This window comes from Parabacteroides sp. AF21-43 (assembly GCF_003635435.1).
GTDB classification, from domain to species: Bacteria; Bacteroidota; Bacteroidia; order Bacteroidales; family Tannerellaceae; genus Parabacteroides; species Parabacteroides distasonis.
In genome coordinates this window covers 57,221-78,662 of the sequence record NZ_QTMG01000008.1, presented here as the reverse complement: position 1 = coordinate 78,662, position 21,442 = coordinate 57,221, and the positions used below count along the sequence as shown (strand labels likewise).

General features: G+C 46.4%; 18 protein-coding genes and 1 tRNA gene. 4 read left to right on the top strand and 15 right to left on the bottom strand.

Annotated features, from left to right (window positions below):
- The first annotated feature begins 670 nt into the window (after positions 1-670).
- Positions 671-1,567, top strand: coding sequence for a PfkB family carbohydrate kinase (locus DWX84_RS07945; RefSeq protein WP_005867349.1), 897 nt, complete (start codon positions 671-673; stop codon positions 1,565-1,567).
- A 63-nt stretch (positions 1,568-1,630) separates the two neighbouring features.
- Here DWX84_RS07945 and DWX84_RS07940 read toward each other — a convergent pair whose 3' ends face one another.
- Positions 1,631-2,869 carry an MFS transporter gene (locus tag DWX84_RS07940; protein WP_122377474.1) on the bottom strand — a complete coding sequence of 413 codons (1,239 nt, stop codon included), beginning with the start codon at positions 2,867-2,869 and terminating at the stop codon, positions 1,631-1,633.
- A gap of 181 nt (positions 2,870-3,050) precedes the next feature.
- Here DWX84_RS07940 and DWX84_RS07935 point away from each other — a divergent pair, with 181 nt between their 5' ends.
- Positions 3,051-5,339, top strand: a complete 2,289-nt coding sequence (locus DWX84_RS07935; protein ID WP_122377473.1) for an outer membrane beta-barrel protein — start codon at positions 3,051-3,053, stop codon at positions 5,337-5,339.
- A 16-nt stretch (positions 5,340-5,355) separates the two neighbouring features.
- Here DWX84_RS07935 and DWX84_RS21825 read toward each other — a convergent pair whose 3' ends face one another.
- Positions 5,356-5,736: a hypothetical protein gene (locus DWX84_RS21825; RefSeq protein WP_233573923.1), complete on the bottom strand. Its 381-nt coding sequence runs from the start codon at positions 5,734-5,736 to the stop codon at positions 5,356-5,358.
- Between the two features lie 313 nt (positions 5,737-6,049).
- On the opposite strand from DWX84_RS21825, the gene DWX84_RS07925 reads away from it, so the two are divergent.
- Complete coding sequence (locus DWX84_RS07925; RefSeq protein WP_233573922.1) at positions 6,050-6,622, top strand: class I SAM-dependent methyltransferase; 573 nt, start codon at positions 6,050-6,052, stop codon at positions 6,620-6,622.
- Between the two features lie 259 nt (positions 6,623-6,881).
- Here DWX84_RS07925 and DWX84_RS07915 read toward each other — a convergent pair.
- Both DWX84_RS07915 and DWX84_RS07910 read right to left on the bottom strand, forming a co-directional pair.
- Positions 6,882-6,954, bottom strand: a tRNA-Lys gene (locus DWX84_RS07915).
- A 69-nt stretch (positions 6,955-7,023) separates the two neighbouring features.
- A complete protein-coding gene (locus tag DWX84_RS07910) occupies positions 7,024-8,181 on the bottom strand; it encodes an AI-2E family transporter (RefSeq protein WP_122377480.1) in 1,158 nt (385 codons plus the stop codon).
- Positions 8,182-8,239: 58 nt separating this feature from the next.
- On the opposite strand from DWX84_RS07910, the gene dacB reads away from it, so the two are divergent.
- Positions 8,240-9,697 (top strand): D-alanyl-D-alanine carboxypeptidase/D-alanyl-D-alanine-endopeptidase, encoded by a 1,458-nt coding sequence (dacB, locus tag DWX84_RS07905; protein ID WP_122377472.1) that lies wholly within the window; start codon positions 8,240-8,242, stop codon positions 9,695-9,697.
- 7 nt (positions 9,698-9,704) lie between these two features.
- On the opposite strand, the gene DWX84_RS07900 is transcribed toward dacB, so the two are convergent.
- The 11 genes from DWX84_RS07900 to DWX84_RS07850 all read right to left on the bottom strand — a co-directional run bounded on the left by DWX84_RS07900 (position 9,705) and on the right by DWX84_RS07850 (position 21,440).
- The gene (locus DWX84_RS07900) at positions 9,705-10,460 is read right to left on the bottom strand and encodes a LytTR family DNA-binding domain-containing protein (protein ID WP_008772909.1); all 756 of its coding nucleotides are present in this window, start codon (positions 10,458-10,460) and stop codon (positions 9,705-9,707) included.
- Positions 10,457-11,524 carry a sensor histidine kinase gene (locus DWX84_RS07895; protein WP_122377471.1) on the bottom strand — a complete coding sequence of 356 codons (1,068 nt, stop codon included), beginning with the start codon at positions 11,522-11,524 and terminating at the stop codon, positions 10,457-10,459. The genes DWX84_RS07900 and DWX84_RS07895 overlap by 4 nt, the downstream gene beginning before the upstream one ends.
- 82 nt (positions 11,525-11,606) lie before the next feature.
- Entirely contained in the window at positions 11,607-12,827 is a 1,221-nt protein-coding gene (locus DWX84_RS07890; RefSeq protein WP_005867338.1) for an ABC transporter permease, read from the bottom strand.
- A 37-nt stretch (positions 12,828-12,864) separates the two neighbouring features.
- The gene (locus DWX84_RS07885) at positions 12,865-13,605 is read right to left on the bottom strand and encodes an ABC transporter ATP-binding protein (protein WP_048927065.1); all 741 of its coding nucleotides are present in this window, start codon (positions 13,603-13,605) and stop codon (positions 12,865-12,867) included.
- 8 nt (positions 13,606-13,613) lie between these two features.
- Positions 13,614-14,840, bottom strand: a complete 1,227-nt coding sequence (locus DWX84_RS07880; protein WP_122369214.1) for an efflux RND transporter periplasmic adaptor subunit — start codon at positions 14,838-14,840, stop codon at positions 13,614-13,616.
- Positions 14,841-14,960: 120 nt separating this feature from the next.
- Positions 14,961-16,277, bottom strand: a complete 1,317-nt coding sequence (locus DWX84_RS07875; RefSeq protein ID WP_008772912.1) for a TolC family protein — start codon at positions 16,275-16,277, stop codon at positions 14,961-14,963.
- Between the two features lie 122 nt (positions 16,278-16,399).
- Entirely contained in the window at positions 16,400-16,951 is a 552-nt protein-coding gene (locus DWX84_RS07870) for a chromate transporter (protein WP_022192757.1), read from the bottom strand.
- Position 16,952: 1 nt separating this feature from the next.
- The gene (locus tag DWX84_RS07865; protein ID WP_005859800.1) at positions 16,953-17,480 is read right to left on the bottom strand and encodes a chromate transporter; all 528 of its coding nucleotides are present in this window, start codon (positions 17,478-17,480) and stop codon (positions 16,953-16,955) included.
- A gap of 21 nt (positions 17,481-17,501) precedes the next feature.
- On the bottom strand, positions 17,502-19,091 hold the full coding sequence (locus DWX84_RS07860) for a S41 family peptidase (RefSeq protein WP_036630834.1): 1,590 nt from the start codon (positions 19,089-19,091) through the stop codon (positions 17,502-17,504).
- A 23-nt stretch (positions 19,092-19,114) separates the two neighbouring features.
- Positions 19,115-19,588 (bottom strand): pantetheine-phosphate adenylyltransferase, encoded by a 474-nt coding sequence (gene coaD, locus DWX84_RS07855; RefSeq protein ID WP_005859804.1) that lies wholly within the window; start codon positions 19,586-19,588, stop codon positions 19,115-19,117.
- Positions 19,575-21,440, bottom strand: coding sequence for a DNA topoisomerase IV subunit B (locus DWX84_RS07850; protein ID WP_005867331.1), 1,866 nt, complete (start codon positions 21,438-21,440; stop codon positions 19,575-19,577). Before DWX84_RS07850 ends, coaD begins: the two co-directional genes overlap by 14 nt.
- Between the last annotated feature and the right edge of the window lie 2 nt (positions 21,441-21,442).

Genomic DNA, 21,442 nt, shown 5'->3' with positions numbered 1-21,442 from the left:
AACGACTAGTCTAAACGATCGTCTAAATCTTGCGTTTTTTTAGTGCCAAAACAGGAGATTTGTTGAAAGAATCCGTTGTTTCGTAAAGGATAACCTATCCTATTGATAAGAAAGAGGATAAGCGATAAAAAAATAATGCGGAAGGGTTGTAAGTGTCGAAGAAACGCGTACCTTTGCAAATGACTAGAAAAATCGATCGTTTAGACTAGTCGTTTCTCACATTCTATTCCATCGCACATAAAATATACATCACCTATATAGTAGTATAACCTCTATGCGTATTGCATATATTATAATGTACGAGCGTACATTATATATTATCTATGTCGTTGACTGATTATCAATTCTTCTTTCTAAATCCAAATAAGCATGCTTATCGGATAAGGTGAATTTGAATATTTCCAGCAGATACACCGAGCATTATCCGCCAACAGTATTATATACGGATTATCAGCATATTACATTTACAACTAGATGTAACGCTGTTTACTTCCATATGTAAATGACTTTACTTCTAGAGGTAAACACTTTCGTTTCTACTATATGTAAATACTTTCGCTCTTGCATGGAAGCGCCTCGTTTACGCTTTTATTGGTCAAAATAACGACTATCCTATGTACTTGAACTCTTTTTTCATAAATTTGTCGCTTTATAATAAACTGAGTAAAAAATGAATACACACGAACTTTGCTGCGTAGGACACATCACCTTGGATAAGGTAGTGACACCTAAGAATACCGTCCATATGCCGGGAGGAACCTCCTTTTATTTCTCGCATGCGATAAAACATTTCGATGATATTGACTATACTCTAGTGACAGCCTTGGCTGAATCTGAGATGAAAACGGTGGAGGAACTACGAGCCGAAGGTATCGACGTTGCCGTGATGCCAAGTAAGCACACCGTTTATTTCGAGAATATTTATGGAGAGAACCAAGATAACCGTACGCAACGTGTATTGGCGAAAGCAGATCCTTTCACCGTAGAGTATCTGGAGAACATCGACTCCAAGATCTTCCACCTTGGTAGTTTGCTTGCCGATGATTTCTCTTTGGAAGTGGTAAAGTATTTAGCGGGGAAAGGCTTAGTATCGATTGACTCGCAAGGGTATCTACGGGAAGTAAGAGACAAGGATGTATTTGCCGTGGATTGGCCAGAGAAAAAAGAAGTACTTAAATACGTGCACTTCCTCAAGGCTAACGAACATGAGATGGAGGTGTTAACCGGATATACCGATGCCGTGAACGCAGGAAAAGTTATCTACGATTGGGGCGTGAAAGAGGTATTGCTGACTTTCGGAAGCATGGGATCTATCATTTACGACGGTTCCACTTTCCATAAAATCCCCGCTTACATACCGAAAGAAGTAGTAAACGCTACCGGAGCGGGTGATACTTATATGACAGGATATCTCTATAAACGTGCCAAAGGCGCAAGCATAGAAGAAGCCGGACGTTTCGCGGCAGCTATGACAACATTGAAAATCGAAGGAATAGGCCCATTCAACGGCACTAAGGAAGATGTGTTGCGATGCTTAGAGACAGCGGAACAACGAATGCCTGAGTAGTTGAAAATTGAGAATTGAAAATTATTCGCTCTCTCCTAATTTTCAATTCTCAATTCTCTATCTTTAATTATTCTTGAATGCTTTGCAGAATGTAGTCATTAGCAAGATACAAAGCCCTAACAAGCCGACCACGATATAAGCGTATTTCATATTGAAAGCCTGCGAGATCGCTCCGATCAACAAAGGTGCGATCAACGAGCCGATAAAGCTGATACTGGAAAGGATCGTCAAGGCAATTCCCACCGGAGTTCTCGATTTAGCGCCCACTAAGCTATAAATAGTAGGCACCATACACGAGATGCCCAAGCCTACCAACATAAAGCCTAAGGAATTCACGATCACCTTAACCGTCATCGATTCGAACATTCCACCCAACATGGCTGAGATAAAGAAACCTGCAAAAATAAAGAAACCCGCTAATTGCAACACCTTCTGCTTTCCTAAAACACTATAGGCGGAGTTCGTAAGAAAACGGCCTACCGTCATCATCACCATGAACACTAAGAAACCGATCTGCAAGGATTTAGGAACTTGTAGTACCGATTCGAAGTAAAGTCCACTCCAATCAAACATCGCACTTTCCACCACCAAGGCAAACAGTCCGACGATACCTAACTGGATCAACAGTATTTCCGGCTTACGGATAAAGCTCAACAATGCCGGAGCTTCTTTCTTCTCCGCTTCCTTCTCTTCCTCCGGTGACTCAACCGCCACGTCTTCCTGCAAATACTTCCGGCTTACCAAAACAGTCACTCCAATCAATAACGCAATCAACGTAAAATGCCAGAACGGAGTAACACCGGATACGATCATGATAAACCCGATCAAAGCTCCTAAACAGGCCGCCAGACTCCAACCTCCATGAAATGAGGCCATAATCGTACGCCCATAAAGCCGCTCGATACCAATTCCTTGCGTATTCAAGGATATATCACAAAGATTCCAGAACACCCCAAAACAGAACAAATAAACACCCAGCAGATAAATATTATGTGCCGTACCGATCGCAAATAAGGCCAAGGCATACCCCAACACACTGACCTGCGCCATAATACGACTTCCCAACTTCGACACCAAATAACCCGCTAACGGTATCGCCACAAACTTACCTACCGGGATCAGGAACAAGACCAAACCCCAATAGAAAGCGTAATTCACCTCAAAGAAATCCTTCACGTCCGGAATACGGCTAGCCCAACTAGAGAAACAAAGACCTTGCGCTAAAAAGAAAGAAAGCATCGCATAACGAACCCGTTCCTTGGGAAAAGCGCTACCCAATGGAGTATTCATTTTTTCATTCATTATCATTTACTTTTATTGTTATCATCTATTCGAGAAAGAGGCACGAACCCCATTCCTCCGCAAAGCTATCAAATATATCCTAATCCCCTAAGTCCTAAAAGTAGAATTTATTAGGTAGATTCCCTAATGAAAAGTATATTTGCGAAATATGCACAAGAATGTTGACTAAATCGAGGATGATATGAGAAGCTGGATTATCTTTTTAGGATTATTATTTACCACATTCACACAGGCACAAGTTATTACGGGAAGGGTTACGGACTTAAATAACCATCCTATCGAACTAGCGGTCGTGATTATACAAACGAACGATTCAGTATATGTAAACTCCACCTATACGGACTCTTTGGGCTCTTTTAGTATCAAAGCAGAGATATCCCCTTTCCTCTTAACCGTCCAGCATCTGCTGTATGAAACGTACCAAAGCACTTATGACTCACTTACGATAGGCAATATACAACTGAACGAGAAAAGCCAGACGCTTTCGGAAGTATCTGTTACCGGAGAGCGTCCTTTAGCCAAGGTTGTCGATGGGAAAATAACCTACAGCATGCCACACTTATTAAAAGACAAGATGGCCGTTAGCGCTTACGAGGCGATCCTAGAACTACCGGGAGTGCGGGAACAAAGCGGGAAAATACAACTTGCCGGAACAAATGGAGTCACGGTTATCATCAATGGCAAGACCACCAATATGGGTGAGAGTCAATTGGAGAATCTGCTTAAGAATATGCCCAAAGAACGTATTCAAGAAGCAGAGATCATGTATAGCGCTCCACCCCAATATCATGTACGCGGGGCAGTGATTAATCTGGTCCTTAATAACGGTACTTCCGAGACTCCCAAACTGCAAGGACAAGTCAATGCTCTATACAACCAAGGGCATTACGCTAATTACCAAAGTGGCGCTACTCTCGTTTACAACACGCCTAAATATTCTACCGATCTCATGTACTCCTTCGGCTACCACCGGGAACGGACGGGTGAGGATATCTTATCACACCATTTATTCGATGGTAAGACCTACGAGATCGAGCAATTCGACAGGGGACATACCCGGCTCCCGGTCCATACCATACGCCTAGGCAATGATTGGTTCTTGAACGATAAGAACAAACTAAGCTTCGCCTATACCTCAGAGATCCAGCAATGGACTCATCCTTTCACCTCTTCTGTAGGAACCTATTCGGATTCCGAAAACAGAAAGAAATCCGACAAACCGATCCAGATGCATAATCTGGCGCTCGACTATGCCTCCGGGTTCGGCCTTAATGTAGGGATTGATTTTACCGCTTACATCAATCATACGACACAATATTACCAAGAGAAGAAAGCCGGGAAAGAAGATGCCTTCAACGCTAAATCACAACAAGACATCCGTAGGCTCTCCGTCTACGCGGATCAGAACCATAAATTAGGAAAAGGCTGGATGCTCAACTATGGGACAAAATTCAGCTTCGCCTCAGACAAAAGTTCTCAGGTATATCATTCACTGCGCGAACACGATTGGTCCATCTCAAATAGTTACAGTAAACTGGATGAATATGTATATGATTTATATACCGGCTTTTCCAAGAGCTTCTCTGATAACCTATCCGTAAACGCCTCTTTGACCGGAGAGTATTACAAACATAAGGAGATTGATTATTGGAGCTTATTCCCCATGATGGAAATCACGTACCGAGCCCACCCCAGCCACATCCTGCAATTATCCGTTTCTTCAGACAAGACCTATCCCAGTTATTGGGAGATGCAGAACACGGTGTCTTATCTGAATGGATATACCGAGATACAAGGTAACCCGGATTTAAGGCCGTCCAGACTCTACTCTGCTCAATTGAACTACATCCTAAAAAACAAATACATTTTCACGCTATACGCAAATTATATAGACAATAATTTCAACCAGCTCCCCTATCAATCCTCCGAGAGACTAGTTCTTATCTATAAGACACTGAATTTCGACTATTCCAGTAAGCTAGGCCTAAATGTAATGATGCCATTCAAAGCCGGCTCCGTGCTTGATTCCAGATTAACGTTAAACGGTTATTATGACAAGATGAAATGTGATAATTACCATGATATAAGCTTCAATAAAGATAATCTGGCATTCTATGCCGAATTAAATAATACGTTCAACATCTCATCGAAGCCTACTATCAAAGCGGAAGTATCCGGTTCTTATATTACCCGCAACATTCAAGGCCCAATGACGATCAGCTGTATGTATAACGTAGACGCCGGCTTGAAATGGATCTCACCCAACGGCAAAGCGGAGATCTCTTTAAAAGTGGATGACATGTTTAATTCATGGGTCCCAAAAGATCTTAATCTCCAATACAAAACACAAGACTTACATATGCGTATGATCCCGGATTCCAGACGAGTCTCCTTATCCTTTATCTATAAATTCGGAGATTTTAAAGCAAAAGAGCATAAAGAGGTGGATAGTTCCCGATTCGGGAAATAAAAGTCGATGGTCTATACTACGCTTTCAAAGTACATTCATTAGTTCCGACACGTAAAGCCAAATCATGTAATGAAGGCGGGTTCAAATATTCGGAACATATAATATCCCGGGCCTGATAAATTTTATCCCGATCGGAAAAGCCTACTATCTTTGCGTTAACCGGTTCTTTACCTTCCGTCTCCCGCATAAATAAAGACAAGCACTCGGTTACTTTTGCTTCGAGATACATTGGCGAGGCATTTCCCATCATCTGAGAGACCTCAAGATCATTCAACGCCACAGATAAAGCGATTGGAATCGAGAGATTCTTGGGAGCGATAAAGAAAGTCTCCCTCCTGACGAATCGCAAATAAGCACTCCCGAAGTACTCCGTATAACGTTCCGACAAATCCGCCATTTAGGGAACGCATGCAACAATCCTCCTTGCAATAGATCTGGTATCTTGTCACATTAAAATCCCTGCATCTGAAATCACAGATACGATAGGTCAATAATTTGTTTTCCGCCTCCCAACAGTTCTCTTCTAACCCTCTTGAACGATTGGTAGAAAAACAACTTATATCCGGCATTTCTAAAGCGATCGTATCTCTTCCACGAGATGAGAGTTCTATGTGTACCATTTTTCCGTTTGATTAAAATACACTTCCTTCTTGCGTAAATAAACCAAAAGCAAAGGATTCATCGACCGTAAGGTAACTGAAGATCCGGTAGTGGTATCGATCGGTTGCGGACTAGACAGCCGTTTCCAACGTGTCTCCAACCATAACCAAGCGACCTTCTACGAACTAGACTTACCTGAAGTAATCAATTTGCGTGAAAAGCTATTCCCTGCCTCCGCTAAAGATCTCACGATCAAAAGCTCTATGCTCGAGACGGACTGGATGGATATGTTGAGACAAAAACATCCTCACGGCCGCTTCCTTTTCCTCGCGGAAGGTGTAATGATGTATTTCAATGAGGAACAGGTAAAATCTGTTATCCAAAACCTCGCCCAACGCTTTCCCGGATGCGAGATATATTTTGATTTCGTCAGTAAATGGGCCGCCCGCAACTCCGACAAGCATGAATCGGTAAAACGGACAAAAGCCCGTTTCCATTTCGGACTAAACGATCCGCACACAATCGAGCAATGGTTCCCCAAGCTCAAACTGATCGAACGATTCTATTTCATCAGCGAAGAGAAAAAACGCTGGGGACTACCCGGCTTGATCATGTGGTTAATCCCGGCGCTACACAAGTCTTTTGGAATCGTAGGTTATAAAGTTGGAGAAATAAGTAAATAGGTTATCTACCAAATAAAAAAGCTAGTTCTGTATTCGATCATGAGTTTTGGTATTAAATAGAAGACCTCCACGTAGTTTATCAGAAGGACTTTCCGACAATTGTACCCCCTTTTTGTTTTTCGGGGAAGGGGGTACGATTTGGATACTCAACCGTATCTTTTCGTGCGCCTTTTTGGGCTTTCAAGCAAGACTAAAACATAAAAAAGTCCCACAATACGTTAATATTGCAGGACTTATCTCTTTTAGCTTTGTTCTTATGTGATCCGCCTGGGGCTCGAACCCAGGACCCCAACATTAAAAGTGTTGTGCTCTACCAGCTGAGCTAGCGAATCATCCTATGCGTTACTTCTGTAATGCGGGTGCAAAGGTAGGAGTATTTTTTTAATATGCAATAGGCATGGCTATTTTTTTGCGATTAAATCTGAATTTATTTTCTCTCGCTTAGGTTGATGAGCAAGGTTTCCGGGGTCTAACTCATTATCTTCGTGCAAGATAAAGCGTTTATAGTAGGATAAGCACAATGTTGTCAATGGGAGGGCTATTATTAAGCCTATAAAGCCTAGGATCGTTCCCCAGATGGATAATGAGAGTAAGATGATAGCGGGATTCAGTCCCATAGCCTTACCCATTATGCGGGGGGTAAGATATAAATCCTGTATACATTGTACGATACCCAAAACTAAAATAGCCATACCGAAGATCAACCAGAAGTTCTCGCCAGTCTCGGCCGAACGCAATAAGCTCAATAGAATCATCGGGATAATACCGATCGCCTGCATATAGGGAATTAAGTTCAGCACGCCGATAAACAGGCCCAGCGTGACCGCCAACGGGAAATTAATGATTTTAAAACCGATCGCAAGGAGAACCCCTACAGAAAGAGCGATCAACGATTGTCCGCGGAAATAACGGTTCATGCTGTATTCCACATCCTCAGCCAAACCTTGCAGGAACGGACGGTAACGCTCCGGTATCAAATCGCTCCAACCATTCGCGATCTTCTCATAATCCAAAAGGATGAAAATAAAGTAAAGCAAGATCACGAACACGATCGTGATACTGAAAAGGATTGAGAAAGTGTTCGATAAGATAGACCATAACTGGGGCGCAATCTGCTTCACCGCTTTCAACAAATTCTCCTTACTCAATAACTCCATGATCTGGGCGAAGTTCACATTACTTTCCAGATATTCCATCCATGAATGCGGGATCAAAGGGACATGACCTTCACCGGGATCATGTGTGCGGATCAGTTCTAGCGTTTTATCCGCCTCAGCCGCGATGGAAGGAACGACCATGACTACCAGCAACGTTATCAATAGCCCTAAAGTCACCAATACCGCCATAATCGATAAGATGCGGCTCTTAAAACATAATTTATATTGGAAGAACTTTACGAACGGTTGCATCATATAAGCCAGTAACCAAGCGATCAGGAAAGGTAACAAAGCGTTTCGTAATAAGGCTATCAAATAAATAATTCCTGAGATGACCAGTATACCGAACACTATGCGTATTACACGGTCAAACGTAAAAGGCTTGTCAAACAGTGGATTCATATTATTTTCATATCTTTGCTTGCGACAAAGATAGAATAAAGTAGAATATATAAACATCATGATACGTAAAATATCCTTTTTCTTCCTCATTTCTTGCTTATACCTTTCAGTGGGGGCACAGACTCCACAACCTATCAAGCAATTCCTGCGCAAGCCTTATATGGAAGGAGCTTCATTTTCCTTGATCGTGAAAGAGGTTAACAGTGGCGAGACGGTATTCGCTTACGATACAATCCGGCAGCTGACCCCAGCCTCGGTCATGAAAACGGTTACGACCGCTACCGCATTGGAGATATTGGGCGAGGATTATCGCTTTCCCACGACATTAGAATACGACGGCTCCATCGAGAACGGCTTGTTAAAAGGCAATTTATATATCAAGGGAAGCGGAGATCCTAGCCTTGGCTCAGCGCATTTCGCCCCGGATCATAAGCGGTTTCTACAGGAATGGATCTCCGCCTTGAAAAAGGAGGGTATCCATAAAATACAAGGAGCCGTAATCGCTGATGAAAGTATATTCGACACGGAAGGCACTTCCCTTAAATGGGTTGGCGAAGATATGGGTAGTTATTATGGTGCCGGAAGCTATGGGATTTGCGTATTCGACAATCTTTATAAATTAGGGTTGCAAACCGGAGCTCCCGGAACCCGCCCGAAGTTGAAAGGAACCGAACCGGAATTATCCGGCATCCATTTCCATAATTACTTAACGGCCCAGCAAGTATCTTCGGATAGTTCTTTTATCGTAGGGGCACCATTCGCCACGGATCGTTATTTATATGGCATTGTCCCCGCTAACCGGGAATGGTATCCGCTCAAAGGGGATATCCCGGACCCGGCTCTTTTCCTAGCGGATTATCTCACTAGGCAATTGGAACATGAAGGGATCACGGTCGGCGAATCACCGTCTTGTTTCCGTATCTTGCGGGAAGCCGGTAGGTGGCAACCCGGGAAACGGACCGAGATTGTTACCACTTACTCCCCTACGCTTCGGGAAATCGTGGAAGTGACCAATCATGTCAGCCATAATTTATTCGCCGATGCCTTGATCAAGACGATCGGCCTACGCTATACGCCCCGTAAGGGAGAGGTTATATCTTCTTTTAACCGAGGAATCCAGGTGCTTCGGGACTATTGGCAAGGGAAAGGACTCGACCTCTCGTGCGTCTGGATGTACGATGGTAGCGGTCTTGCGGTTTCCAACAAGTTATCAACAGCTTTTGTGGCTGATTTATTGATTTATATGAAAGCCTATTCACAACAACACACAACCTTCTACGAATCATTGCCCGTAGTGGGGGTAGAAGGCTCGGTGAGGAACTTCTTAAAAGGCTCATCCCTCCAAGGAAAAGCCCATCTTAAAAGCGGAAGCATGAGCCGGGTAAAAGGATACGCGGGATATATAAACAAAGGCGATAAGCAATACGCCATCGCCCTATTCGTAAACAACTATTCCTGCGACGGACGTCCTATGACCGTAGCGATAGAGAAATTATTGCTCCAGTTGTTCAACTAACCGGCAGTTATTTCGGCAGGATCGATCTACGCTCTATCATCTCTAGGAAATGCTGTTTATAATTGTCGGAGATCGGGATATACTCCTTTCCAAAGACAATCCGGTTCCGCTCGATCACCTTGATCTTCTCCGGCTGGACGATAAAAGAGCGATGAACACGCACAAAGCGATCCGAAGGTAACATATCCTCCAAACTCTTCATGCTCATCAACGAAAGGACCGGACGGGGCTCATCCTCCACGAATATCTTCACGTAATCCTTTAATCCTTCAATATATAATATCTTGCGCAGCTCTATTTGCAACAGCTTATACTCACTCTTGACGAAAATACTCTCCATCCCGCCCTTCTCCGCGATTGGCGCGGATCCTTCCTTCTCTTCCGAAGACACCGGCTTACGGAGCAACTCATACCATCGCAACGCCTTATTCGCCGAGGCAAGGAAGTCCGGATAACTAATTGGCTTCAACAAATAATCCAGCGCGTTTACTCGGTAACTATCCACGGCATATTGATCGAAAGCCGTCGTAAAAATGACACGGGTATCGGCGTTCAAGATACGGGAGAACTCCAATCCGCTCAACTCCGGCATCTGGATATCCAGAAAAAGCAGATCCACCGGCCGATCCCGTAAGTCGGAAAGAGCGTCCAAGGCACTATTATAAGTCCCTTGTAAATCCAGGAACGGAGTTTTCAAGACGTAGCTTTCCAGCAAGCTAACCGCTAAAGGTTCATCGTCAATAATCGCGCAAGTCAATCTCATATCTCAGTCTCGTTTATAGTAATTGATAGATAAGAAGAATAGTTATCCCCCTCCCGACCGCATTGGAACGAGAAATGCCCCGAATAGAGCAGCCCCAAGCGTTTCTCCAGATTCACCAGCCCGATACCGGAACCACTTTTATCTTGATCCGGGCTTTTCGGGAAATAGCTATTCACAATAGTACAAACTACCTCCGCCCCCTCCTGATGGATATCCAAATGGATGAAAGACGGCTTATTATTGCTCACCCCATGCTTAAACGCATTCTCGACCAAGGAGATAAACAACAGGGGGGCGATCAAGGTTCCCGGGGAGGAAGCAACGATATTCGTTTTCAGCTCCACATGTTTGGGCAGGCGTATACGCATCAGCTCCACATAATTACGAAGGAAGTCGAAATCCTTCTCCAATGGGACAAAAGGCTGGCTACTCTCATACAAGACATAGCGAAGTAAGCGGCTCAAATCGTGCACCGCCTCCTGCGCCTTCTCCGGGCTGAACGCTATCAAGCTATAGATATTATTCAACGTATTAAACAGGAAATGCGGGTTAAGCTGGCTCTTCAAGTTCTGCAATTCCGCCTCGGCACGCTCCTTCTCCAGTTCCCGCTGGATAGCCGCCACCCGGTACCATCCGTCCGTCATCTTGATCGCCACGCTAAGGCCGGCTACCAAGGAGTAGATAACGGCGTTGACGAGAAAGAACCCCACCGTCTCGTTCAACGGGCGGGGCGGACGAGCCGGATGATGCATCTCCGGCGGATAGAAATAGCGCATGCAGAGATGCACGAACAGCATCATACCCCCGATAAGCAATAGGTTGATCAACAGGAAACGCCCTGTCCGGCGGTTGAACAAATACCGCCTCACCAGCCAGCCGTAATTCAGGTAGAAGACGAGCATGAAGGAGAGCGGCACGATGATGCTCCGGAAATAGCCCTCGAACGTGACTTGCGACTCCCTCCCCGTAAAGAAGAAGGGGGAGCAGAATAGGATACCCCATCCCGCGATGTGTATCAACTTTCCCAAACCTTTGATAGGGGGGGATTGTGGTGTGTCATTCATCTTATCATTCTCTTTAGTGCTATGCAAATATAGTCATTCCTACGTTATATGAGCCATGTAGCCTTACCTAGTGAGCATTCGTCTACTCATAGCGTATGGCCTCGATCGGGTCGAGCTGCGCCGCCTTCTTGGCCGGGTACCATCCGAAGAACACGCCCGTCACCGTACATACCACGAAAGAGAGCAGTACGCTCCACGGCTGGATATAGATCGGGAAATGCGCCACGACATTCACGATCAAGGCAGCTCCCACGCCGAAAAGCACGCCGATCAATCCTCCGGTCACGCTGATAAGGATAGACTCGATCAAGAACTGAGCCAAGATATCCATGCCTTTCGCACCGATACTCATACGGAGGCCGATCTCCCGCGTACGCTCCGTCACGCTCACGTACATGATATTCATGATACCGATACCACCAACGAGAAGAGAGATACCAGCCACCGCAGCCAGCAACGTCGTCATTATATCCGTCGTACTTGTCAACATCGTGCTCAACTCCTGCATACTCCGGATCGTGAAATCATCATCATCGGTTTCCCGCAACCTATGGTTACGCCTCAGTATCTCCGATATCTCGTCTATGGCTTGATCGGTGTACTCCTCCTTGAGCGCCGAGCAGGTTATGCCTTGCAAATGGGTAATGGCCAAGATCTTTTTTTGAATAGTTGTGTATGGAGCTAAGATCAGGTCGTCTTGGTCCATTCCCATGCTGTTGTATCCTTTGCTTTTCAGTACGCCCACGACCCGGAACGGTAGCTTCTGGAAACGGATCACCTTACCGACGGGATTCTCTCCGCCGGGGAAAAGGTTATCCACCACCGTCTTCCCGATCACGCATACCTTGGCGGCGGTCTGTACGTCCTGATCGCTGAACATATCGCCATCCTCCACCTCGTATCGGCGTATCTCCATATAATCCGGGCTAATACCGTAGACGGTAGTCGGGGCGTTATTGGCGCCATAGATGGCCTGCCCACTACTGTTCACGGAGGGCGAGGTGGCGGAGACGTAGCGAGTCTCGTTCACGATATCCTCGTAGTCCTGTAGCTTCAGCGTCTCCATGGCAGAGGCGTCTTGGCGTACGCCGCCACGCATGTCGGCTCCCGGCTGGATCATGATCATGTTCGAGCCCATCTCGCTGATCTGCGCCTGTATACTCCGCTTCGAGCCTTGACCGATGGCCAGCATCGTGATCACGGAAGCCACGCCGATGATGATACCCAGCATCGTGAGGAATCCCCGCAGCTTGTTGTTGGCCAAGGCCCGGAGGGCTATCTTTAGTAAATTCGTCGTATTCATTCTAAATAATATGCTATTACCACATTAATTCATTATTCTAATCATCATTCTTGGGCAGGCGGGCCAAAGCCTCAGCGGCGCTCAAGATATTCGTATTCACCGTATCGGCGGTTACATGACCGTCGCGCAACGTGATATTCCGGCTGCTGTATTGGGCAATCTCCGGGTTGTGGGTGACGAAGATAATCGTGCGTCCCTCGGCGTGCAGGCGCTGGAAGAGCACCAAGATCTCGAAAGAGGTACGGGTATCCAAGTTGCCGGTAGCCTCATCCGCAAGGATCACCGCCGGATCGTTCACCAAGGCACGGGCGATCGCCACACGCTGCATCTGGCCACCGGACATCTGGTTACTTTTATGCATCAGTCGGTCTCCCAAGCCCACGGCGATCAAAGCGTTGACCGCCTTCTCCCTACGTTGGGCCGCTTTATAAGTAGGATTGTACATGAGAGGAAGCTCTACGTTCTCTACCGCTGTCGTCTTCGGTAACAGATTGTAATTTTGAAAAACGAATCCGATCTTGCGATTCCGGAGGGTCGCTCGCTGCCGCTTGTTCATGGTGCGCACGGATACTCCGTCTAAGTAATACTCCCCGCTCGTAGGAGTATCAAGGCAACCCAGCGTGTTCAACAACGTACTCTTTCCGGAGCCGGAGGTTCCCATGATCGTAACGAACTCCCCCTCGTGAATCGTGAACGACACGCCTCGCAGGGCATGGACGGTCTCGTCGCCTACGTGGAAGTCTCGTTTTATATTGTCTAATCTGATAATTTCTTTCATGACGCAAACTATCTCTTATTTTTGTTGCTTCCCGGAGGGCCCGGCATGAAGGGGCTACGCTCCGCTCCTGCACCTACTTCCGGCATGTTGGCGGCGCTCGCTAAATCTACGGCTACCTCATCGCCCTCGCTCAAGCCCTCGGTTACTTCGGTCACGCTGTTGTTGCTGGTTCCGACCGTAATCTGCCTCGGGCTCAAGGTATTTCCTTGGCGGGACCAAACCAAGCGTTTTCCGGGTTGTACCTCCGCATTCGGATCCGTCACGGTCATACCCAACGATTCCATGATGGCGGGCTCGGGGATAAAACGAAGTGCCTTGTTCGGCAAGGTCAGGATATTCGCACGTTCCAACGTATAAATCGTGATATTCGCCGTCAAGCGAGGTTTCAGTTTCAAGTCCGGATTATCTGCCGTAATCACTACCTCGTAGGTAACGACCGTAGAAGAAGAAGTACTGGAAGAAGCGCTGGAAGTGCTTTCGCTGTCCCCTAAACGAATCTGACGAACCACGCCCTCGAATTGATCGTTCGGGTAGGCATCCACCGTAAAACTAACCCGTTGGCCTTCCTCCACATTACCTATATCCGCCTCATCCACATCCGCTATTACCTGCATCTTCGTCAAGTCGGCGGCAATGGTAAACAGCGTCGGGGTCTCGAAGCCGGCGGCAACGGTCTGCCCTTCCTCAACGGCCCGGTTGATAACCACTCCGTCTATAGGGCTCGTGATCGTGGCATATTCGAGATTACGGTTTACTTTCACCATGGAGGCCTGACTCTGGTCGTAAGCGGCCTTCGCCTTCTCATAATTATAGGTAGCCGTCTCATAATCCGTATCGCTAATCAATTGTTTCTCGTGAAGCACCTTGCTACGTACGTAGTTCTTTTGTTGATACTCGAACTCCGTCTTGCTGCTCGCCAATTGCGCCTCGGCGGAACGAAGTTCGGCTTGGAGGTTGATCTTATCCATCTCGGCGATCAGTTGGCCGGCTTTCACCACGTCGTTATAATCAGCGTACAACTTATCGATGATACCGGAGACCTGCGTACCTACCTCAACCTCGGTAACGGGCTCTACCGTACCGGTGGCCGTAACCGTATTCGTGATCGTGCTGCGCCCTACTTTAGCGGTCTCCAGCTTGATCCCGCCTTTCGAGGATTTGCCCGTGAAAAGGAACACGCCCCCCGCTATAAGGATAACGGCAACACCGCCCATGATTAGTTTCTTCTTGTCCATATTCTGATTCGTTTTATTTCTGTTTTACGTTGTATTCTTGTTCAAAAGGCCCCCGCGACCTCCGTCGCAGGGTAACCTTGAAAAAAGAGAGTGGAGTAAATATATATATCCATTAGTGGGTTAATAATTCTCCGCAACCGGCTTCTTCTGATAAACATTCAGCAATTGAACGCTCATCAAGGCCATGTATTTCGCTTGTAGCTGCTCTTGCTGGGCGGTCAGATAATTGTTCTTCTCCGTCAATAGCTCAAGCGTATTTTTCATACCGAGGCTGAATTGCTCATCGATCAAGTTATAGCTTTCTTTCACGTAACTCAAGCGTTCGGTAGCCGAGGTATATTGGGTCTGCGACGAGGTAGCGTCCAGATAGATCCCCTCCACGGTTTGCAGCAATTGCTTTTGGGCATTCAGCAACTCCAACTGGCTGGTGGTAATCGCGTATTTCGCCTTGTTATAGGCCGTCTTATACTGGCGGTTACTGAAGATAGGGATGCTGATCGTCAATCCGACACTCTCGTTGAAGCTATTCCAGATCTGGCTACCGAAAGCGTAATCCGTTCCGGAAAGATGGCCGGTACCCAGCCCGGCGTTCATGGAGAGCGAAGGAAGGAAAGCACCTTTCGCCTTTTTCTTCTCCAGCTCGGCGATATCCACGGCCAGCTCACTGCTCTTTATTTGCGGCATCACGGCCAGAGAGGTATTGTAAATCGTTTGCTTGCTCGGAAGCGGGGTTAAGATATCTTTCTCCGTAAGCTCCGGCATCACCAATTCGATCTCTTCGGTTATATCCAGTTCTAGTAATTGCTTCAATTGCAACTTATAATTGTCTAGATTCGTCTGGGCTACGACCAATTGATATTTATCGGTGCTTAACTGGCTTTCCAACTGAGCCAAATCCACTTTCGAGATCGAACCGGCACGTAGCAACTCCACCGCACGATCCCGTTGCGCCGTAGATACCTCGACCGTATTTTGGTTGATACGAACGGACTCCATCGCATATAGTACCTGCATATAGGTCTGTATCAAGGAGATTTGGATATCATCCTCGTTTTGCTCGATACCCAGCTCATCGACGGTATTTTGTATTTCCTGTTGCTTGATCGCCTGTACACGTTGCCCTCCATCAAAAAGCGTCCATTTAGCGTTCAGCGCATAATTACCGCTATAGCTATTATTCGTAGCGGCGTCGCTCGAAGGATAATTCACGAATCCTTGGGTAACCGAAGCCGAAAGGGAAGGGAAAAGCTGTGCTTTCGCCTGCTTCGTATCCTCTATACCGGAAAGATGCGACACCTTGCTTTTCTTTACTTGGATATTATGCTCCAAAGCGTAATCCAAGCAAGCGCGCAAAGTCCATCGGGTAGGTTGCTCTTGTGCCTTACTCCCCACACAGAGGAAGAACAGACATGCGAATAATAAAGCGTATTGTTTCATATTGCCTTCGTTTTCTATCTTTTTACGAAAGCAAAACTATATTACCTTAAAAACATGGGCAACCAGACTAGAAAAAGGGGCTGTTTTCACCGATTAAACGGGCAATTCCATCGACATCGGGATTACCAATATAAAATAATACCCGCGATACCCGCCAAGATGATCATCAAGATAGGATGTACCTTGAATTTCCATGTTAGGATGAAAGCGGCGCCAAAGATCAAGAAGCTTTTATAATCGATGAAGTTCTCTTTATTCATTAATAGCAAGGCGGCGGCGGCGATCAAACCGACCGTAGCCGGGCGCAATCCAAGGAAAGCCGCCTCTACATATTTATTATTCCGGAACTTAGCGAAGAAATAAGAGATCAAGAGAACCAATATGAAAGAGGGCAGACATACCGCGAATGTCGTCAGGCAAGACCCTAGGATACTCATCGTCTCCGAATACCCCGCATTATGCACCGCCGTATACCCTATATAGGTGGCGCTATTGATACCGATCGGCCCGGGTGTCATTTGAGAGATAGCGACTATATCGGTAAACTCCTGCAAGGAAATCCAACCATAGCGGTCCACCACGTCGGCTTGTATCAAGGATAACATCGCATACCCGCCACCAAAGCCCAATATACCGATCTTCAGATATACATATAATAATTGCAACCAAATCATATCAGCCCTTCTTATTTAAACCATACACCAAACCTCCGGCTATAGCCGCCAAGATAATCCAAGCGGGAGACACCCCACCCATCCAGATCAGCAATGCCGCCCCGACAGGTATGATCATTTGCACGTAACTCAACTTGATAGAGCGTGCGGTTGTCAGACAAGGCACGGCGATCAAGGCGACCACCGCCGGACGCAATCCCATAAACGCCTTCTCCACCCATACATTATCCTTTACCTGCGTAAAGAATAACGCGATCAAGAGCATGATTACAAAAGAAGGGAGAATCGTACCCAAGGCACAAACAAAACCGCCCCATGTCTTCTTCAGTTTATAACCCACGAAGATCGCTATATTCACGGCGAAAATACCCGGCAACGATTGGGCCACGGAGAAAACGTCGATAAAGTCCTCTTTCGTCATCCATCCCCGGTCCACCACATCCCGCTGGATAAGCGGCAACATGGCGTATCCACCTCCGATGGTAAACATACCGATTTTCACGAATGTCAGAAAAAGCGTCCAATACATACCCTTATCTGTTTACGTTGGCTAACGTCCTAAAAGCCTATTGTAAGTTTCTTTATTATTAATAATCTGAAGCGCTTTCTGGTAACTCGGATTATCATCATTGATAATCTGGAAGTACTGCGCCATATCATAGAGATCCCGTGCGATAAGCGCCTTGATCTGAAGCATGATCAACGGCTTCGAACGATTATATTGCTCTTCCTCAAACTCAATCTTCTCATCGCCGGCCATCTTAAGAAGCTCCTCCATGATATCCTCTCCGACCACGAAACCTTGCTTATACTGCTGGAATTTCGGATATTTAGCCATCATCTGGTTCCGATTACGATCCAGATAATTCATGGACACCCGATTGACTAAACCGGAAGCTACCAGTTTCCGGTGATAATCCGTATAGCGAGTCGTATCTACCGGGATGAACACGTCCGGCATAATACCTCCACCTCCATATACGGTACGCTCGGTAACCAAGGTGTTATACTTCATTGAATCCGGGAAATGAATGCTATCGGCACTCATCAACTCCCCCCGGTTATAACGATCGATCAGATCATGGTGGTACTCCTCCATCTTCCCGTTCTCGTAAGGCTTTTGTATACAACGTCCGGTGGGTGTATAGTAACGGGAAACCGTCAAACGAATCATGGAACCATCCGGCAGGGGAATCGGTTTCTGTACCAAACCTTTACCAAAGGTACGGCGACCTACGATCACTCCACGGTCCCAATCTTGAATAGCGCCGGAGACGATCTCGCTGGCCGAAGCCGAGGACTCGTCCACCAGAACGACCAAACGTCCCTCTTGGAATTGTCCACGAGCGGTAGAGTTCGCCTCCTCACGAGGTTGCTTACTCCCTTTCGTATAAACGATCAACCGGTTTTTATCCAAGAACTCATCCGCTAACTCTATGGCGATATTCAAATATCCCCCGCCATTTCCCTGCAAATCCAGAATCAAGTTCTTCATGCCCTGTTTCCGGAGCTTCTCCAACGCCTCCCTGAATTCATCGGCGGAAGAAGCGGCGAAACGGTTCAACTTAATATAACCGGTATTCTTATCCGCCATATAAGCGGCATCCAGACTATACACGGGAATCTTACCGCGAACGATCTTGAAATCCATCAATTCCGGCGACTTGCCTCGCTTTACTTTCACACGCACCTCGGTACCTTTCGGTCCGCGTAGTTTCTTCATGATATCGGTAGTCTTCATCTTCACGCCGGCGATCAAGGTATCGTCTACTTGGATAATACGGTCGCCCGCCATCAACCCCACCTTCTCAGAGGGACCTCCGGGGATTACCTGAATCACGTAAAGCGTATCCGTCAACATATTGAACTGTATGCCGATACCATCGAAATTGCCTTGTAAAGGCTCGGTCATCTCTTTCGTCTCCTCCGGGTCCATATAATTGGAATGAGGGTCTAGCTTATCCAACATGCCGACTATAGCGTCTTCCACCAACTTCGTCTCGCTAGTAGAGTCGACATATAGATTAGAGATGGCGAATAAAGCCAATTGGAGCTTCCGGGCATCCATATTCGCTTTTTGCGCTGTCGCTCCGGTAAACACACCTAGGACGATCAGCAGGGATAAGACGATTCTTTTCATCAGATATATTCGTTTCATAATTTTCAATACAATCTCGTCTCTTTAGGGACGAATTGGGAAATGTCTTTGCCGTAGCGTAACAACTCACGGACAATGCTTGAGCTAATATGCGTATGCTCCGGTTCCGTAAACAAGATAAAAGTCTCGATACCCGTCAACTTACGATTCACGTCCGCAATCGTCTTCTCGTATTCGAAATCATTGACCGTACGGATTCCTCTTAAGATAAAGCCGGCTCCGACCTCTTTAGCGAAATCCACCGTCAATTGATTATATGACATGACTTTCACCCTTGGATTATCCTTGTATAGATTCCAGATCGCTTCCATCCGCTTCTCCAAGGAGAAATAGGTAAGCTTCTTATCGTTGATACCGATCGAGATCACGATCTCGTCCACCAGTTCCAACCCACGCCTTACCAAGGATTGATGCCCGATCGTAAAAGGATCGAAGGTACCGGGAAAAAGTGCGATACGTTTATTTTCAATTGATGACATCTTCTTCAACCACTAAGTTATCGATAATAAAGTTCTGTCGCTCCATGGTATTCTTCCCCATATAGAACTCGAGCATATCTTTCACGAGGTCCTCTTTCTTCATTGTCACCGGATCAAGGCGTATATCCTTGCCGATAAAATGCTTGAACTCATCGGGAGAGATCTCTCCCAGACCTTTGAATCGGGTGATCTCCGGATTCTTCCCGGCAGCGGCTATGGCAGCCAAGCGTTCCTCCTCTGAATAACAATACCACGTCTTCTGCCGGTTACGTACCCGGAATAATGGGGTTTGCAAGATATAAACATGATTACGCTTAATCAAATCGGGGAAGAATTGCAAGAAGAAGGTAATCAACAATAAACGGATATGCATCCCGTCCACGTCGGCATCTGTCGCGATAATCACCTTATTATACCGCAAACCTTCCAAGCCATCCTCAATATTCAAGGCCGCTTGAAGCAAGTTAAACTCCTCGTTCTCGTAAACGATCTTCTTTGTCAAGCCATAACTATTCAAAGGCTTACCCCTCAAACTAAATACAGCTTGGTAATTCGGGTTACGGCTCTTCGTGATAGAACCGCTAGCCGAGTCACCCTCCGTGATAAAGATACTGCTTTCCTCTAGCAAATCCCCTTTCGAATCGGTCAGGTGAATCCGGCAATCCCTTAGTTTCTTATTATGTAAATTCGCTTTCTTCGCACGCTCGCGGGCCAGCTTCGTAACACCGGCGATCGCCTTGCGCTCTTTCTCGGACTCCAAGATCTTCTTCAGTAAAAGCTCCGAAGTCTCCATATTCTTATGCAAATAGTTATCCAGGTCATTCTTGATGAAATCACCGATAAACTTCGCTACCGTAGGGCCGTCCGGTCCTATATCTTTCGAGCCGAGCTTGGTCTTTGTCTGGCTCTCGAATACAGGCTCCTCCACTTTTATGCTGATAGCGGCCACGATACCCGCACGAATATCCGAATACTCGAAATTCTTATTGTAATATTCCTTGATGACACGGCCTACAGACTCCTTGAAAGCGGAAAGGTGCGTACCGCCTTGGGTGGTATGCTGGCCGTTCACGAACGAATAATATTCCTCTCCATATTGGTTGCTATGCGTGATAACCACCTCTATATCCTCCCCTTTCAGGTGGATGATCGGGTAAAGAGGCTCGGTGGTCATATTCTCGTTCAACAAATCCACCAGACCGTTGCGGGAATAGAAACGCTTGCCGTTGTAAATAATGGAAAGTCCCGAGTTCAAGAAGACATAGTTCTTTAATAGCCCCTCGATAAACTCGTCCTTATAATGATAATCCTTAAAGATCTCCCGGTCCGGGACAAAGAATACCTGCGTACCGTTCGCCTCCCCGGTCGGTTGGATATCCGATTCCTCCGTGACGATCGCCTTACTATATTCCACCCGCTTACACTCTCCGTCACGGTAGCTGGTTATCAAGAAATAACTACTCAAGGCATTCACCGCCTTGATACCCACACCATTCAAACCCACGGATTTCTTAAACGCCTTGCTATCGTATTTAGCGCCGGTATTCATCTTGCTAGACACATCCACGACCTTACCCAGAGGGACACCACGGCCATAATCCCGCACGGCTACCGTACCTTCCTCGATAGTCACCTCGATACTTTTGCCGTACCCCATCATGTACTCGTCGATAGAGTTATCCAGCACCTCCTTCAACAACACATAGATACCATCATCGGCATAGCTACCGTCCCCCAGTTTTCCGATATACATACCGGGACGCCGGCGGATATGCTCCATCCAGTCCAGTGTCTTGATGTCATCATCGTTATATTCCGTAGGTTGTTGTATCGTTGAATTCAGCTCATCCATAT

What these genes read in the sequence shown, in the direction of transcription:
- DWX84_RS07850 (WP_005867331.1), bottom strand. Translation starts at nt 21,440, where the DNA reads ATGGATGAGCTGAATTCAACGATACAACAACCTACGGAATATAACGAT.
- coaD (WP_005859804.1), bottom strand. Translation starts at nt 19,588, where the DNA reads ATGTCATCAATTGAAAATAAACGTATCGCACTTTTTCCCGGTACCTTC.
- DWX84_RS07940 (WP_122377474.1), bottom strand. Translation starts at nt 2,869, where the DNA reads ATGAATGAAAAAATGAATACTCCATTGGGTAGCGCTTTTCCCAAGGAA.
- DWX84_RS07890 (WP_005867338.1), bottom strand. Translation starts at nt 12,827, where the DNA reads ATGAATACGACGAATTTACTAAAGATAGCCCTCCGGGCCTTGGCCAAC.
- DWX84_RS07885 (WP_048927065.1), bottom strand. Translation starts at nt 13,605, where the DNA reads ATGAAAGAAATTATCAGATTAGACAATATAAAACGAGACTTCCACGTA.
- DWX84_RS07870 (WP_022192757.1), bottom strand. Translation starts at nt 16,951, where the DNA reads ATGATTTGGTTGCAATTATTATATGTATATCTGAAGATCGGTATATTG.
- DWX84_RS07895 (WP_122377471.1), bottom strand. Translation starts at nt 11,524, where the DNA reads ATGAATGACACACCACAATCCCCCCCTATCAAAGGTTTGGGAAAGTTG.
- DWX84_RS07935 (WP_122377473.1), top strand. Translation starts at nt 3,051, where the DNA reads ATGAGAAGCTGGATTATCTTTTTAGGATTATTATTTACCACATTCACA.
- DWX84_RS07900 (WP_008772909.1), bottom strand. Translation starts at nt 10,460, where the DNA reads ATGAGATTGACTTGCGCGATTATTGACGATGAACCTTTAGCGGTTAGC.
- DWX84_RS07880 (WP_122369214.1), bottom strand. Translation starts at nt 14,840, where the DNA reads ATGGACAAGAAGAAACTAATCATGGGCGGTGTTGCCGTTATCCTTATA.
- DWX84_RS07865 (WP_005859800.1), bottom strand. Translation starts at nt 17,480, where the DNA reads ATGTATTGGACGCTTTTTCTGACATTCGTGAAAATCGGTATGTTTACC.
- DWX84_RS07910 (WP_122377480.1), bottom strand. Translation starts at nt 8,181, where the DNA reads ATGAATCCACTGTTTGACAAGCCTTTTACGTTTGACCGTGTAATACGC.
- DWX84_RS07875 (WP_008772912.1), bottom strand. Translation starts at nt 16,277, where the DNA reads ATGAAACAATACGCTTTATTATTCGCATGTCTGTTCTTCCTCTGTGTG.
- DWX84_RS21825 (WP_233573923.1), bottom strand. Translation starts at nt 5,736, where the DNA reads ATGGCGGATTTGTCGGAACGTTATACGGAGTACTTCGGGAGTGCTTAT.
- DWX84_RS07945 (WP_005867349.1), top strand. Translation starts at nt 671, where the DNA reads ATGAATACACACGAACTTTGCTGCGTAGGACACATCACCTTGGATAAG.
- dacB (WP_122377472.1), top strand. Translation starts at nt 8,240, where the DNA reads ATGATACGTAAAATATCCTTTTTCTTCCTCATTTCTTGCTTATACCTT.
- DWX84_RS07860 (WP_036630834.1), bottom strand. Translation starts at nt 19,091, where the DNA reads ATGAAAAGAATCGTCTTATCCCTGCTGATCGTCCTAGGTGTGTTTACC.